The 16,275-nt window shown below is 63.3% G+C and carries 12 protein-coding genes; 9 read left to right on the top strand and 3 right to left on the bottom strand.

The window, feature by feature from the left end; all coding sequences use genetic code 11:
- Positions 1-27: 27 nt before the first annotated feature.
- Positions 28-615: a phage tail protein gene (locus M5B44_RS07695; RefSeq protein ID WP_085733413.1), complete on the bottom strand. Its 588-nt coding sequence runs from the start codon at positions 613-615 to the stop codon at positions 28-30.
- 241 nt (positions 616-856) lie between these two features.
- Here M5B44_RS07695 and M5B44_RS07690 point away from each other — a divergent pair, with 241 nt between their 5' ends.
- The 7 genes from M5B44_RS07690 (at position 857) to M5B44_RS07660 (ending at position 13,768) form a co-directional block, all read left to right on the top strand.
- On the top strand, positions 857-2,452 hold the full coding sequence (locus M5B44_RS07690; RefSeq protein ID WP_248738720.1) for a glycosyltransferase family 39 protein: 1,596 nt from the start codon (positions 857-859) through the stop codon (positions 2,450-2,452).
- Positions 2,453-2,590: 138 nt separating this feature from the next.
- Complete coding sequence (locus M5B44_RS07685) at positions 2,591-3,436, top strand: sulfotransferase family protein (protein WP_085712623.1); 846 nt, start codon at positions 2,591-2,593, stop codon at positions 3,434-3,436.
- Positions 3,437-3,489: 53 nt separating this feature from the next.
- Positions 3,490-9,873: an Ig-like domain-containing protein gene (locus tag M5B44_RS07680; RefSeq protein ID WP_248738719.1), complete on the top strand. Its 6,384-nt coding sequence runs from the start codon at positions 3,490-3,492 to the stop codon at positions 9,871-9,873.
- Positions 9,874-9,920: 47 nt separating this feature from the next.
- Entirely contained in the window at positions 9,921-11,435 is a 1,515-nt protein-coding gene (locus tag M5B44_RS07675) for a TolC family protein (protein WP_134825080.1), read from the top strand.
- Entirely contained in the window at positions 11,419-12,024 is a 606-nt protein-coding gene (gene cysC, locus M5B44_RS07670) for an adenylyl-sulfate kinase (RefSeq protein ID WP_192559451.1), read from the top strand. The genes M5B44_RS07675 and cysC overlap by 17 nt, the downstream gene beginning before the upstream one ends.
- Positions 12,021-12,806, top strand: a complete 786-nt coding sequence (locus M5B44_RS07665) for an aspartyl/asparaginyl beta-hydroxylase domain-containing protein (RefSeq protein WP_248738718.1) — start codon at positions 12,021-12,023, stop codon at positions 12,804-12,806. Before cysC ends, M5B44_RS07665 begins: the two co-directional genes overlap by 4 nt.
- Positions 12,794-13,768: a sulfotransferase family protein gene (locus tag M5B44_RS07660; RefSeq protein ID WP_248738717.1), complete on the top strand. Its 975-nt coding sequence runs from the start codon at positions 12,794-12,796 to the stop codon at positions 13,766-13,768. The genes M5B44_RS07665 and M5B44_RS07660 overlap by 13 nt, the downstream gene beginning before the upstream one ends.
- On the opposite strand, the gene M5B44_RS07655 is transcribed toward M5B44_RS07660, so the two are convergent.
- Both M5B44_RS07655 and M5B44_RS07650 read right to left on the bottom strand, forming a co-directional pair.
- On the bottom strand, positions 13,734-14,492 hold the full coding sequence (locus M5B44_RS07655) for a slipin family protein (RefSeq protein WP_114880952.1): 759 nt from the start codon (positions 14,490-14,492) through the stop codon (positions 13,734-13,736). The two genes, M5B44_RS07660 and M5B44_RS07655, sit on opposite strands and share 35 nt — an antisense overlap.
- A gap of 2 nt (positions 14,493-14,494) precedes the next feature.
- Positions 14,495-15,046 (bottom strand): NfeD family protein, encoded by a 552-nt coding sequence (locus M5B44_RS07650; RefSeq protein ID WP_248738716.1) that lies wholly within the window; start codon positions 15,044-15,046, stop codon positions 14,495-14,497.
- A 173-nt stretch (positions 15,047-15,219) separates the two neighbouring features.
- On the opposite strand from M5B44_RS07650, the gene M5B44_RS07645 reads away from it, so the two are divergent.
- Positions 15,220-15,681 carry an aminoacyl-tRNA deacylase gene (locus tag M5B44_RS07645; protein WP_085712631.1) on the top strand — a complete coding sequence of 154 codons (462 nt, stop codon included), beginning with the start codon at positions 15,220-15,222 and terminating at the stop codon, positions 15,679-15,681.
- 129 nt (positions 15,682-15,810) lie between these two features.
- Positions 15,811-16,056 (top strand): DUF2789 domain-containing protein, encoded by a 246-nt coding sequence (locus M5B44_RS07640; protein WP_065257452.1) that lies wholly within the window; start codon positions 15,811-15,813, stop codon positions 16,054-16,056.
- Positions 16,057-16,275: the final 219 nt, after the last annotated feature.

Raw genomic sequence — 16,275 nt, 5'->3', positions numbered from 1 at the left:
GGGGGCTCGGGGCCCCCGGACGATTGCTCAGTTGCGCGACGGAAAGAGACCGTTCAGGGCAACGCTGAAGTTGAGGACCAGGAAGGGGTTCATGATGCCCAGCGGCTGGCTGCCGCCGGTGGAGGAAATGTCGCCGGTGACGGTGGTGGTTACACCTTTGAGTGGCACCGGCGTGGCGCCCTGGGCGTCGGAGTAGATGTTCGCCGAGCCGGGGCCGCCGCCGGACGCACCGATGTAGGAATTGGTGGCAGTCGGTACGGTCGCCGGATTGCTGGCAGGTACCGCCAGCGACAAGGCCGTATTGGCGGTGAGACCGGTCATCGCGTGGGTGTGGTTGGGCATGTTGGCAATGGTGGCGGTGACGCTTTCCGTACCGGCCACCTGACCGATGACGCGCGGCGTCAGACCCAGACCGTTGCCCTGGGCCATTGGCACGCGGCCCTGCAGGTTGGGCAACTGAAAGTTGGTCGTGCCGTTGCCGCCGTAGTAAGTGCCCAGCAACGCGAACAACGCGTTGTATTGCGCAATGGAAAGGATCTGTCCATTACACAGGGCCCAGCCACTGGGAGCGAAGTTGAAGGCGAACGGTTGAATCGTACCCATAAAGACTTCCATGGTTCCTCATCCTTCTGTTATGTGGTTGGCGCGCCGCGCGTTAGCCTGTGTTGCCGGGCAGGTCGAAACGTTTTACTGACGCCTTCCATTTGCGCGGGCAGGTCACGCCAAGCCGTAGCGTAGACCCGGATCGGCGGACTTGCCGGACGTCGTCGCGGCCGCGCGTCGGCTTCGGCTCTGGCCTACAGTGTGCGCAATGAATGGCGCTGTTTTTTACTCGGAATACCGTAAGGGAAGGTTGATGGAAGCGCGTCGAGAGACTCCGCTGGGGGATACCCAGGACCCGTTTGCCGCACCGAATGCCGGTGTCCGGCGTCTGCTGCGCTGGGTTCGCCAGCAGTGGCTGATACCGATTTTGCTGTTGGCGACAGCCGTGCGGTTTTATGACCTGACCGCCGCCGCGATCTGGGGTGACGAAGGCTCCAGCCTGCTGCTGGCGCGCTATACGCTGGGCGGTATCTGGGAGCACGCCGCGTTCGATGTGCATCCGCCGTTGTACTTCATGCTGCTGCACGGCTGGATCGGACTGTTTGGCGAAGGGATCCTGTCGATCCGCAGCCTCAGTGCCCTGGCCGGCATCGCTACGGTCGGGCTGGGCATGTGTCTGGTCGATCGTCTGGCGACCCGCCGCGCCGCGATCATCGCCGGGGTGCTGCTGGCGCTGTTGCCGACGGCGGTGCGCTACAGCCAGGAAGTGCGCATGTACTCGCTGCTCGGACTGTTGCTGGTCGGCACCACCCTGGCGTTGATCTGCTGGGTCAGACGCCCGCAGCGCCGACGGTATCTGGTGATTTATGCGCTGCTGATGAGCGCCGCGTTGTACACCCACTACTTCGCGGTGCTGGCGGCGCTGAGCCATTGGCTGTATCTGGGGCTGATCCGCCTGTTGCCGGGTTATCGCCTGCAGCATATCCAGCGCAAGGACTGGTGGCTGGCCAACCTGGCGATCGTCGCGCTTTACCTGCCGTGGCTGCCGAACCTGCTCGATCTCACGCAGCACATGGAAGAACTCAAGGTCGGTGGCGATGTGGGCTGGGAAGACCCGGTGACCCTGTCCTCGCTGCCGTCGATGATCTGGCTGTGGCTGATCCAGAACGAGGGCGATCACCTTCCGCTGCTGCTGTTCTGCGGCATGCCCCTGGCCATGCTGGCGCTGGCGGGCGTGGCCGTCGCCCGTGACCGCAGCGTGAACCATGGCAGCGTGTTGCTGGCGCTCTATACCGGTGTGCCGTTGTTTCTGGTGTTCGCGGTGTCGTTCATCAGCCCGGTGTTCATCGAACGCTATCTGACGGCTTATGCATTGGGCCTGCCGATGCTGGCGGCGCTGGCCATCGACCGCCTGTACAGCCGCGTTCGCGTATTGGCGATGGCGGTGCTGGTGGCGTTTGTCGGAATCGAAATGGTCGGGGTGAACACCAACGCCACGGTCGATCCCAATGACCAGTTCAACGTGATGGTCGATCACATCAACCACCACTTCGTCAGTGGCGACCGGATCGTCACCAGCGACATGCTCTGGTACCTGAGCTACGTCTACTACAACCGCACGGATGCGCAAATCCGCTTGTATACGCCGCCTGCCGCCGACGGGCGCTCGACGCGTCCGAACCATTACGGTTTCGGCACACTGGTGTCCGATGAGGTTTATCTGGATCGTCTCGCGGATCTGCCGAAGGACAGTTCCCGGGTCTGGCTGATCGGTGACCTGGACCCGGAAGTTGCGGACCCTTTCCTGCCTCTGCCCAAGACCTGGCAGCTGCGTGATCAGTCCAATGCAGGCGGGGCGAAAGCGCGACTTTTTGTTCTGGAAAAGGACGATCGTACCAACGGGGAATGACTTAAACGCTTCACCTTACTGTTCGCGATAAGAAATGGTCTAACAAGTCCGTTTTGCTCTATGTTGATGTCAAAACACTACTAGTCGAAAGGGTATTGTTGGACTACGCTCGTCGGACAAAAGGACTTACAAAGTAAGGTGAAGGGATTGCAGCAGTTCCACTTTATCTCCGGCTTGCCGCGCTCGGGCTCGACCCTCCTTTCTGCGATCCTTTTGCAGAATCCGCGCTTCCATGCCGGCATGACCAGTCCGGTCGGCGCACTGTTTTCCGGTGTCCTTGAACAATGCAGCGCCGGCAGCGAATTCGGCGCGGTGATCGACACCGACATGCGCCGTCGCCTGTTGCGCGGCCTGTTCGATTCCTACTACGCCGACAAGGCCGACAAACCGGTGGTGTTCGACACCAACCGGCAGTGGAGCTCGCGCCTGCCGGCCATCAGCGATCTGTTCCCCAAAGCCAAGGTCATCGCCTGCGTGCGCAACGTCGCCTGGGTGATGGACAGCCTGGAGCGGCTCTACCGCGCCAACCCCTACGAAAATACCAAGCTGTTCGGCGATGCCGTCGAGCGCAACACCGTCTACAGCCGTTGCGAAACCCTGGCCCAGCGCAACCGCCTGGTGGGATTCGCCTGGGCGGCGCTCAAGGAAGCCTATTACGGCGAGCACGCCGATTCGCTGCTGATCGTCGATTACGATTTGCTGACCCAGGCCCCGGAGCGCGTGCTGCGGCTAGTCTACGACTTCATCGGCGAGCCGTGGTTCGAGCACGATTTCGAGCACCTGGCCTATGACGCGCCGGAGTTCGACCAGGCCCTGGGTGTGGCCGGCCTGCACAAGGTCAAACCCAAGGTCGCCCTGCAGTCCCGGCGCACGATTCTGCCGCCGGACCTGTTCAAGCAATACGCCGATCTGTCCTTCTGGCTCGATGGCTCAGCCAGCGCTGCCAATGTGATTCGTATGAAGTCCGACGCCGCGATCAGTTGATCGCGGCGTTTTTCATTGATGCGTTTACAACTGTTCGAGTCCGGGTGAGCAACATGTGGTGGAGCAAGCAAAAGTCGCGGGTAACCGAGGGCCAACGGACGCCGGCTGCGCCGCTGATCATGTCGCTGGAGCCGCGCATGCTGTTCGACGGCGCTGTCGCGGCCACCGTGGCCGATACCGCTGCGGCCCAGCCCGACAGTCACCCCACTGCCGATGCGGCCAAGGCGCCGACCGCCGATCATCCGGTGGCGAGCAAGGACACCCACGGTCAGGCTGATGCCACGCCGGCTGCCAGCCCTGTCTCCGTGCCGGGCCAGACGGTGGTGTTCGTCGATGCCCGGGTCAAGGATGCCGACAGCCTGCTCAAAGGCGTCGCCCCCGGCACGCAAGTGGTCAAGCTCGACGCGAGCAAGGACGGCTTGCAGCAGATCGCCGAATACCTCGACCAGCACTCGGGTGTCAGCTCGGTACAGATCATCGCCCACGGCAACGCCGGCGACCTGTGGCTCGGCAACAGCTATTTGTCGGCTGACAACGTCGCGCAGCGCAGCGCGGTGCTGGCGGAAATCGGCAAGGACATGAACGTCGGTGGCGACATCCTCATTTACGGCTGCTACACCGCCGAGGGTGACCGTGGCCTGAGCTTCGTCGACTCGCTGGCGCAACTGACCGGCCGCGACGTGGCGGCGTCGAACAACCGTACCGGCGTGGGCGGCGACTGGGATCTGGAGATCGCCACCGGCAAGATCGAGAGCGCCAACGTGCTGTCGGCCCTGTCGATGAGCGAGTACCAGTGGGGCCTGGCCACTTGGACCGCCACCAACAACGCGAACACCGGGGTCGGCTCGCTGCGCGCGGCGCTGGCGTCGGCGCAGAACGGCGACATCGTGACCTTCAGCACCGGCATGACGGTGCAGCTCACCTCGGAATTGCTGATCAACAAGAACATCACCGTCGATGGCGACCTGAACAACGACGGCGTCGCCGACGTCACCCTCGACGGCCAGTACAAGACCCGGGTGGTGGAAATCACCTCCGGCAGCACCGTGACCCTCGACGGTCTGGTGATTACCCGGGGCCTGGTCTCGGGCAACGGCGGCAATGGCGGCTATGGCGCGACCGGGGCCATGGGTGGCGGGATTTTCAACGCCGGCATCCTCACACTGAACAACGTCTCGGTCACCGGCAACGCGGCAGCGGGCGGTGGCGGCGGCGGTGGTGTCACCGGTGCCAACTACGGCGGCGGTGGTGGCGGTGGCGGTGGCCTCGGCGGTCAGGGTGGCGGTCATGGCGGTACGGCCGGGCCGGGCACCGGTACGCTGGGCGGCCAGGCCGGCAGCGGCGGTGTCGGCGGCTATGGCGGTGGCTACGACGCGACGCACATGGGCGGCCGTGGCGGTTCCACCATCGGCGGCGCCGGTGGTGTCGGCGTGTCCTATTACAGTAACGGCGGCAATGGCGGCACGGCCAACAACGGCACCATTGCCATTGGCGGCGGCGGTGGCGGCTCCGGCTGGGACAAGGTCGGCGGCGTCGGCGGCAACGCGGCGGGCGGCATTTACAACGCCTCAACCGGCACCCTGAAAATCGTCGGCACCTCGGTCATCAGCAACAACATCGGCGCGGGCGGCGGCGGTGGTGGCGGCAGTGGCCAGGGCAGCAACAACCTGAACGGCGGCGACGGCGGACGAGGTGTCGGCGCAATCTGGAACCAGGGCGGCACGGTACTGATCACGGCCTCCAACTTCAGCGCCATCAGCGGTAACGCGGCGGGCAGCGGCTCCGGCGGCTCGGAGCTGGGCGGCGGCGTGACGGGCTCTGTACCCTTGGCTTTCGCGGCGATCTACAACAACGGCGGCACCCTCAACACCGCTTATGTTGAACCACCGACCGCCACCATCGTCATGTCCGACACCGCGCTGAAAATCGGCGAAACCTCGCTGGTGACCATCACCTTCAGCCGCGCGGTCACCGGTTTCACCAATGCCGACCTGACCATCGCCAACGGCACGCTGACATCGGTGAGCAGCAGCGACGGCGGCCTGACTTGGACCGCGACCTTCACTCCGACCAACAACATCACTGACGCCACCAACCTGATCACCCTCGACAACACCGGGGTGACCGCGATCAGCGACGGCGTGGCGGGCGTCGGCACGACCAGCTCCGTCAACTACGCGATCGATACTGCACGGCCGACCGTGACCATCGTGATGTCCGACACGGCGTTGAAGATCGGCGATACCTCGCTGGTGACCTTCACGTTCAGCGAAGCGGTGACCGGTTTCACCAACGCCGACCTGACCATCGCCAACGGCACGCTGAGCGCAGTCAGCAGCAGCGATGGCGGCATCACCTGGACCGGGACCTTCACCCCGACCGCGAGCATCACCGACACCACCAACCTGATCTCCCTGGACAACACCGGTATCGCCGACCTGGCCGGCAACGCCGGCAGCGGCACCACGGATTCGGCCAACTACGTGATCGATACCGTGCGGCCGACCGCGACCATTGTCGTGGCCGACAGCAATCTGGCGGCGGGCGAAACCTCGCTGGTGACCATTACCTTCAGCGAAGCGGTCAGCGGCTTCACCACCGCCGACCTGACGGTGGCCAACGGCACCCTGACCGGCCTGAGCAGCAGCGACGGCGGCATCACCTGGACCGCCACGCTCACGCCGACCAACAACATTACCGACACCACCAACCTGGTCACCCTGGACAACACCGGGGTCGTCGATCTGGCCGGCAACGCCGGCAGCGGCACCACCAACTCCAACAACTACGCCATTGATACCGCGCGTCCCACCGCGACCATCGTGGTGGCCGATAACAATCTGAAGATCGGCGAAACTTCGCTGGTGACCATCACCTTCAGCGAAGCAGTGACCGGTTTCACCAACGCCGACCTGACCATCGCCAATGGCACGCTGACAGCGGTCAGCAGCAGCGACGGCGGCATTACCTGGACGGCCACATTCACGCCGACCGCGAGCATTACCGACGCGACCAACCTGATCACCCTGAACAATACCGGCATCGCTGACCTGAACGGCAACGCCGGTGTCGGTACCACCGATTCGAACAATTACGCCATCGACACCCAGCGCCCGACCGCGACCATTGTCTTGTCCGATAACGCGCTGAAAATCGGCGAAACCTCGGTTGTGACCATCACCTTTAGCGAAGCGGTGACCGGTTTCACCAACGCCGACCTGACGATTGCCAACGGCACGCTGAGCGCGGTGAGCAGCAGCGACGGCGGTATCACCTGGACGGCGACGTTCACACCGACCAGCAACATCACCGATGCCACCAACGTCATCACCCTGGACCAGACCGGCGTCTCGGATCTGTCCGGCAACGCCGGCAGCGGCACCGTCGATTCCGGCAACTACGCCATCGATACCCAGCGTCCGACCGCCACCATCGTGGTTGCCGACAGCACTCTCACGGCCGGCGAAACGACACTGGTGACCTTCACCTTCAGTGAAGCGGTGACCGGTTTCAGCAACGCCGACATCGTGGTCGCCAACGGCACCCTGACGGCGGTCAGCAGCAGCGACGGTGGCATCACCTGGACCGCGACTTTCACGCCGAACGTGGGCGTAAACGACGCGACCAACGTGATCGGGCTGGCCAACACCGGCATCACTGACCTGGCCGGCAACGCCGGCAGCGGCACCACCAACTCCAACAACTACACCATCGACACCGTGGTGCCGACCGCGACCATCATCGTGTCCGACCCCAGTCTGAAAATCGGCGAATCCTCATTGGTGACCATCACCTTCAGCGAGGCAGTCACCGGTTTCACCAACGCCGACCTGACCATCGCCAACGGCACGTTGAGCGCGGTGAGCAGCAGCGACGGCGGTATCACCTGGACGGCAACGTTCACGCCGACCACCAACATTACCGACGCGACCAACCTGATTACCTTGGACAACAGCGGCGTTCAGAACCTGTCGGGCAATGCCGGCATCGGCACCACCGATTCGAACAATTACTCGATCGACACTCAGCGTCCGACCGCCACCATCGTGGTCGCCGACACGGCTCTGGGCGTCGGCCAGACCTCACTGGTGACCATCACCTTCAGCGAAGCGGTGACCGGTTTCACCAACGCCGACCTGATCATCGCCAACGGTACGCTGAGTGCAGTGAGCAGCAGCGATGGTGGCATCACCTGGACCGCCACGTTTACTCCGGCGGCAGGAATCACCGACACCACCAACGTGATTACCCTGGACAACACAGGCATCTCCGATCTGGCGGGCAACGTCGGCAGCGGCACCACCGACTCCAACAACTACGCCGTCGACAGTCAGCGGCCAACGGCGACCATTGTCATGACCGACAGTGACCTGCGCCCCGGGGAAACCTCGCTGGTGACCATCACCTTCAGCGAGGCGGTGACCGGGTTCGACAATTCCGACCTGAGCGTCGCCAACGGCACCCTGAGCAATGTCTCGTCGAGCGACGGCGGCATTACCTGGACGGCCACGTTCACGCCGAACATCGGCATCACCGACCTCACCAACCTGATTGTCCTGAACAACACCGGCATCACCGACCTGGCCGGCAACACCGGCAGCGGCACCACCAGTTCGGCCAACTATCAGATCCAGACCCAGGTGCCGACCGCCACCATCGTGGTTGCCGACACGTCGCTCAGGGCCGGGGAAACCTCGCTGGTGACCATCACCTTCAGCGAAGCGGTGAGCGGCTTCGACAACAGTGACCTGACCATCGCCAACGGCACGCTGACCAACGTCAGCAGCAGCGACGGCGGTATCACCTGGACCGCGACGTTCATCCCGACTGCCAATGTCACCGACGCCACCAACCTGATCACCCTGAACAACGCAGGGGTGGCCAACCTGTCGGGCAACAGCGGCGTGGGTACCACCGATTCCAACAACTTCGCCATCGACACCGCGCTGCCGACCGCCACCATCGTGGTCGCCGACAATCGCCTGGGCATCGGTGAAACCACCACCGTGACCATTACCTTCAGCGAGGCGGTGAGCGGGTTCGATCTGTCGGACATCAGCGTCGCCAACGGTGCGCTGTCGAACCTGACCAGCAGCGATGGTGGCGTGACCTGGACGGCGACCTTCACGCCAACAGCCGGCGTCAACGACGCGACCAACCTGATTCTGATCGACACCGCCGGTGTCCAGGATCTGGCCGGCAACGCCGGGGCGAGCATCGCCATCTCCAACAACTACATCCTCGATGCGAGCCGGCCGACGGTGAACATCGTGGTCGCCAACCCGCACTTGGGCATCGGCCAGACCACCACGGTGACTTTCACCTTCAGCGAGGCAGTGAGCAATTTCGACCTGTCGGACCTGAGCGTGACCAACGGTGACCTGAGCAACCTGAGCAGCAGCGATGGTGGCAAGACCTGGACCGCAACCTTCACGCCGACCGCGAATGTCACCGACCCGAGCAACTTCATTGCCCTGGACACCAGCAACGTAACCGACCTGGCGGGCAACGCCGGCAGCACGGTGGCGGTGTCGAACAACTACGCCCTCGACAGTGAGCGGCCGACTGCCACGGTGGTGGTCGCCAATCCGAACCTGGGCGTCGGTCAGACCTCGCAGGTGATCATCACCTTCAATGAAGCGGTGACCGGTTTCGACCTGTCGGACCTCAGCGTGGCCAACGGCACCCTGTCCAACCTGAGCAGCAGCGACGGCGGCAAGACCTGGACCGCAACCCTGACGCCGAACGCCAACGTCAACAGCGCCAGCAACGCAATCAGCGTCAACAGTGCCGGGGTCAGCGATCTGTCGGGCAACAGTGGCAGCGGGATCAGTCAGTCCGGCAACTATGTGATCAACACGGTGCCGGCCGTGCCTCCGACCTCACCGCTGGTGGTGGTATCGCCGGATCCGGAGTTCCGCATCGAAGTTCCGGTCGTTTTGCCGTCGCGGGTCGACGTGCCGTTGCAACCGACCATCTTTGCGCCACCCACCGGTGGCCTCGGTTCACCGCTGACCTTCCCGCCGCTGTTCGAGCAGCGGGTGATCGGCAATGGCATCCGCCCGCTGGGCGACATCTTCATCAACCACGGCGCGTTGAGCCCGAGCTTCATTGCTCAGGTATTCACCAGTAGCGACAGCGGCGGTGACGGTTCCGGCCATGGTTTCCTTGGATTCGGTGGGGGTGATGGCGGCGTGTTCGGCATCAGTACGCTGTCGAGCCTGTTCAACCAGGACAGTGCCGCCGAGCGGGATTCACTGAACGCCTTCGACAGCCATTCGATCCGGGGCGGCGACGTGTCCCAAGGTCTGCGCGGTGTGTTCGGCGCGCCGACCCTGGGCCAGCAACTGCAAGAGATCAAGGACAGTGAGCAGCACCGGGTGGACAACCTGGCGGCGGCTCTGCAACAGGTCGGCATCAGCGAAATGCCGGCCTGACAACACACAACAACTCAATATGTGCGGGACCTAGGGGCGATCCAGGGATGAAGAAAAGTCAGAAACTGTTCGGCGCCAGCCTGCTGGCGCTGGCGATCAGCGGATGTGCAGTCACCAGTGAACCGATCGAACGCAGCGTCAGCGAACAACGGGCCAAATCGGACCTGCAGACCATGTACAAGGGCCAGGAACCGTTGCGCGGTCCGCTGACCCTGCACCAGGCCATGGCCCGTGCGGTGAAATACAACCTCGAAGGTCGCTTGAAGATCATGGAGGAAGCGCTGGCCAAACGGCAGCTCGACCTCGCCAGTTTCGACATGCTGCCGCGCATGGCGCTGGATGCCGGCTACGTCGGGCGCAACAACGTCAGCGCCTCCAGCAGCCAGAGCGTGCGCACCGGCACCCAGTCCCTGGAACCGTCGACCTCCCAGGACCGCGACCGCAACGTCGCCGACCTGACCATGGTCTGGAACGTCCTCGATTTCGGTGTCAGCTACATCAACGCCAAGCAGCAGGGCGACCAGCGTCTGATCGTTCAGGAACGCCGGCGCAAGGTGATCAACACCATCGTTCAGGACGTGCGCTCGGCCTATTGGCGAGCGATGGCGGCCGAACGTCTGCTCAAGCAGATCGACAGCCTGATGGCGCGGGTCGATGCTGCGCGGCGCAACAGTGAAAGCATGAGCGAACAGCGCATCGGCGATCCGGTGCAGTCCCTGGGTTACCAGCGTTCGCTGATCGAAGCCACCCGGCAACTGGAAGAGCAGCGCCGCGCGCTGTCACTGGCGAAGACCGAGCTGGCGACTCTGATCAACCTGCCGATGGGCACCAATCTGACCTTGGCCACCGACGATGGTTATCAGATCCCGGAACTCAAGGTCGATATCGCCAAACTGGAACAGGAAGCCCTGACCAGCCGCCCGGAACTGCGCGAGCAGGATTACCAGACCCGAATCAGCGCCGCCGAAACCCGCAAGGCCATGCTGCGCATGCTGCCGGGCCTGGAGTTTTCCGCCGGCGGGCATTACGACAGCAACTCGTTCCTGGTGAACGACCGCTGGGCCGATTACGGCGTGAAGGTGACCTGGAACCTGTTCAACGTGATCTCCGCCCCGGCCGCCATTGATGTGGCCAAGGCCGGCGAAGAAGTCGCCACCGCACGCCGTCAGGCCATGTCGATTGCGGTGCTGGCGCAGTTGTATGTGGCCAACGCCAACTATCAGGAGGCGCTGCGTCAGTTCAAGACCAACCAGCAACTGTCGGACATCGACGGGCAGATTGTCGGTCAGTTGCGCAACCGTCATCAGGCGGCGGGCATCGGCGAACTGGATCTGATCCAGGGTGAACTGAACAACCTCCAGGCGGACTTGCGCCGTGACCTGTCCTACGCCGATCTGCGCAATGCCTATGGCCAGATCTTCGCCAGTGCCGGGCTCGATCCGCTGCCGGATCAGGTGCAGTCGACCGAAGTGCAGTCGATCGCCACGGCGCTGGCCAACCGCGAAGCGGCGTGGGCGTCGGGGGATATTTCGGTGCCGGTGGCCCATGCCCCCGCGAAGTGACGTGCTGGCGCCGACCGCCAGCATCAGCCGTGCACAGCGCGAGGCCCGCAATGGCCATCGCGGCACGGCCGTGTTGCTGACCGGTTTGCCGGCGGCGGGCAAATCGACCCTGGCTCAGGCGCTGCATGCCGAACTCTTCGAGCGAGGTCTGCAAAGTGTGGTGCTCGACGGTGACGGTTTGCGCGTCGGGCTCAACCGCGATCTGGGATTCACCGATGCCGACCGACTGGAAAACATCCGCCGGGCCAGTGAACTGGCGGCGCTGCTGGTGGAGAACGGGCAGATCGTGATTCTGGCGATGATCGCGCCGCTGGTGGAGTTGCGTGAAGTGTTCGCCCAACGCCTGGGCGATGACTATCGCGAAGTCTGGTGCAGCGCCGCGCTGGCGGTGTGCGAACAGCGTGATCCGAAAGGGCATTACGCCCGGGCGCGACGCGGCGAGCTGGCCGGGTTCACCGGCGTGTCGGCGCCTTACGAGCCGCCGGCCCAGGCGTCGCTGGTACTCGATACCGGAACGCTGACGGTCGAGGCCTGCCTTGACCGCTTGCTGACCTGGCTCGGCGAATCCGCGGTGTTGCCCAGGACATGAGCCGGCCGGCGTTTTCGCGGCTGCCGGTGACGGTGGATCTGCCGCTGCTGCTACAAGCGCTGGCGGCGATTGAACACGATGCATGGCGCGGGCATTTCAACACGGCCTATTTCGCCGGCGACTGGAGTGGCGTGGCGCTGATTTCCGCGGCCGATGCGTTGACCGAATTGTCCCCCGGCACCGCCGAGCCGGTGCAGCGTGCCCCTTGGCTGAACGACCGCCGCTGGCAGCAGGCGCTGCAGGATCTGCCGCTGGAGATCGTCAGTGCGCGGCTGCTGCGACTCGGGTCCGGCGGGCAGATTCACGAGCATCGTGATTACGATCTTGACGGGCCGGACGCCGACCTGCGGCTGCATATTCCATTGCTCAGCCCGCCCGCCGTGGATTTCTGGCTCGATGGACTGCGCATGCCGATGGCGGCGGGCGAGTGCTGGTTTCTTGATCTTGCACGTCCGCACCGGGTCGACAATCGCGACAGCGCGGCACGCATTCATCTGGTCCTCGACTGCCGACCCGGCGCCTGGCTGGAGCAGATGATTGCCGACGGTTTGCCGAGTACGCCGCAGCCTGATGCCGAAGATTCGGCGCTACAGTGTTTTCAGCGTCTGCTGATCGCGGATCCTACCTTGTCGGCGACCCTGCAGGCGTTGCGCGATCCCGAAGCGTTCATCAGCCAGACACTGGCGCTGGCCGCCGAGCGCGGCTTGTCATTCTCCCGGGAAGAACTGCACGCAGCGATGCGCAACGGGCGCCGGTCGTGGAACGAACAATGGCGAGCCTGAATTTCGACGGCTGGCTGCCGATCCGCATCTGGAAAAGTGCCGGTCAATGGCAGGTGGACTGGTGCTGGTTTGGCGACACGCCGCTGCATCAGCCGTTTTTTCGGGAGGCGGTGGAGCAGGCGCTGCAGTTGCCGTTCAATCAGGCGTTTCGCCGGCAAACTCCGTTGTCGGCACTCACGGATTGGCAGGCGCTCAGCCCCGGCCTGGCGCCAAGCGCCTTCATCCTGCATGCCTCGCGTTGCGGATCGACGCTGATCAGCCAGATGCTCGCCCGCCTCGACGATCACATCGTAATCTCGGAACCACCGCCCCTCGATGCCTTGTTGCGCAGCGATCTGCCCGCCATCGAACGCCGTGTGGCCATTGCCGGGTTGCTCTCGGCCTACGGTCAGCGCCGGCGCGGGATGGAGCAACGATTGGTGATCAAGCTCGACGCCTGGAACATCGGCGAGTGGCCTCTGCTTCACGAGTGCTTCCCTGATACGCCGTGGTTGTTTGTCTATCGCGACCCACTGGAAATCGCCGTTTCACATCTGCGTCGCCCGGGCATGCACATGGTGCCCGGCCTGCTTGGCGAGTGCGTGCTGGACGACGACCTGCCATTCGAGGGGCGCGAAGATTTCATCGCCCGCAGGCTCGGACGTCTGCTGGAGGCGGCGCGCTTGCACTGCGCTGATTTCGGCGGACTGGCGGTCAATTACAACGAGTTGCCCGAGGCGATGACGGGACGTTTAGCGGGTTTTTTCCAGCTGAATGCCGCGCAATGTGAACGCGCCATGGCAGGCTCGGCACAACATGCGAAACAGCCGTCACAGGCGTTTGTCGCCGATGGCGAAAGCAAACGCCGCGAAGCTTCCCCGCTGTTGCAGGCGCGAGTGGAACGTTGTGCGCGAGCACCTTACGAAGCGCTGGAACGCTTGCGCGCACTCACGACTTGGCCGACAGATCCGCCATCCCCTTGAGCAATTCGATCGGCAACGGGAAGACGATGGTCGAGCTCTTGTCACCGGCAATCGAACTCAGGGTCTGCATGTAGCGCAATTGCATGGCGCCGGGTTGGCGACCAAGCATTTCGGCGGCCTGCATGAGCTTTTCCGAAGCCTGCAATTCGCCTTCGGCGTGGATCACCTTGGCTCGCCGCTCCCGCTCGGCTTCGGCCTGTCTGGCGATGGCGCGGACCATCGATTCGTTAAGGTCGACGTGTTTGATCTCGACGTTCGCGACCTTGATGCCCCAGGCATCGGTCTGGGCATCGAGTACTTGCTGGATGTCGATGTTCAACTGTTCGCGCTCGGCCAGCAGTTCGTCCAGTTCATGCTTGCCGAGTACCGCGCGCAGGGTGGTCTGCGCCAGTTGGCTGGTGGCCACCAGGAAATCTTCGACCTGGATGATCGCTTTCTGCGGATCGAGCACCCGGAAATACAGCACCGCGTTGACCTTGACCGAGACGTTGTCGCGGGTGATCACGTCCTGCGGCGGCACATCGAGGACGATGGTGCGCAGGTCGACCCGGACCATTTGCTGCACCACCGGAATCAACAGGATCAGCCCCGGCCCCTTGACCTGCCAGAAGCGCCCGAGCTGGAACACCACGCCGCGTTCGTATTCACGCAGAATGCGGAACGTCGAGCCGGCCAGGGCAATGAGCAACAGCAGCAGCGCGACAAAACCGATTTGCAGACCCATGATCACTCTCCGAGCGGTGCCGCGTCAGCCGCGGCCACTTGCAGCAACAAGCCCTTGCGCCCGACCACCCGCACCGGTTGCCCGGCGTGCAGCGGCGTGGCACTCGACACTTGCCAGCGTTCTCCTTGCAATTGCACCCAGCCATTGCGGGTGTCCGGCGACTCCACGACGGTCACGGCCGTCACGCTGCCGACCAGGCCGGCGTCGCCGCTGACCGGGTGTCGCGGCCGGGTCCTCAGGGCACGAACCAGCAACGCGATCAGCAGCAGTGCGCTGACCAGCCCGAGGCCGATCATCATCGGCACCGGCAGTTCGGCGTTGCTCAGGATCAGCGCGCCGATCACGAACATGACGATGCCGCCCAAACCGATCACGCCGTAATTGGGCAGCGCGGCTTCGGCGATCAGGAACACGATGCCCAGGGTGATCAGCCACAGGCCGATGGGATCGATGGCGTGCAACGGGATGTCCGCAGCCAGGGACGATCCGCTCAGCAGCATCAACAGGACAAACGCACAGCGACGGATGTTCACGTGACCCTCCGGGAGAGTCATGGGGTTCTCTTATCAGTCTAGTTGAGCCTGCGGTCGGAGGAATTCTGATCAGTTCCAGCGTCGCCAGTGGGCGGATTTACCTTCATACGCGGCTTGCCCGACTAGACTTTCCAGAACAGGAACAACGTTCATCATTGTCTGCCGCGCAGCGTCGGCGGGCACCGAGGTGCATCATGCGTATGGCAAGAAAAGTGCAAAGCAGCCTGACCCGGGCGCAATGCCAATACGACGTCGTCTCCCATCCGCACTCGAGCAGCAGCCTGGAAACGGCGCGGGTTTCGGGGATTCCGGCGGAACGGGTGGCCAAATCGGTGATCCTCGACGACCACCACGGGCATTATCTGATGGCCGTGCTGCCCGCCAGCCGCCATCTGGACCTGAGCAAAGTGCGCACCAGCGGCGAGTGGCAGATCACCCGCGAAAGCACCCTGGCGCACCTGTTCGATGACTGCGAACGCGGCGCGGTGCCGCCACTGGGCGACTCCTACGGGCTGGACATGGTCATCGACCCGCTGGTGACCCGGCAGAAAGATATTTACCTGGAGGCCGGCAACCACAACAACCTGCTGCACATGAGCATGCCCGAGTTCCTGAAAATGGTGCCCCATGCCCAGGTGCGGGAGTTGAGTCAGTAGTTTTTTTCAGCGTCTGTGCCGACGCCAATCGCGAGCAGGCTCGCTCCCACAGGTTCTGCAATGAATCTGTGGGAATGTGGCTTGCTCGCGAAATGTTTTTATCCACTGAGTCTTCGAAGGAGTAGAACAATGGAAAATCCGACACATAGCCTCCCATCCCTGTTCAAACAACTGGGCCTGCCCAACGACCCGGTCAGCATCGACCAGTTCATCGCCGCCCATTCCCCGCTCAAACCCGAACTGCACCTGTGCGACGCGTTTTTCTGGACCAAGAGCCAGGCGGATTTCCTGCGGGACGAGATTCTTGACGATGCGGATTGGGCGGAGGTGGTGGATCAGCTGGATGTGATGTTGAGGAAGGGGCGGGCGGGGTAATCATCGGACCTATTCCTTGGTAGTCATAGCTCTCAGGGAAGAGAACTTCGCTTCAACCTCAAGATTGGATAAACCGATTCCGGAGGCCATTGACTCACGGGCGATGCTGACTTTTCGCTCTAAAAAAACCGTGTACGCAGATGTATCGGGGAGACGTTCAATCGGATGTTCTTCGGAATTCGGATTCTCGGTCGTGAACTTCATCGTCATGGTGCAGTG

It is taken from the genome of Pseudomonas sp. MWU12-2029 (genome assembly GCF_023242425.1).
GTDB classification, from domain to species: domain Bacteria; phylum Pseudomonadota; class Gammaproteobacteria; order Pseudomonadales; family Pseudomonadaceae; genus Aquipseudomonas; species Aquipseudomonas kribbensis.
The sequence above is the reverse complement of the archived record's forward strand: the minus strand, read 5'-3'. Positions and strand labels throughout refer to the sequence as shown.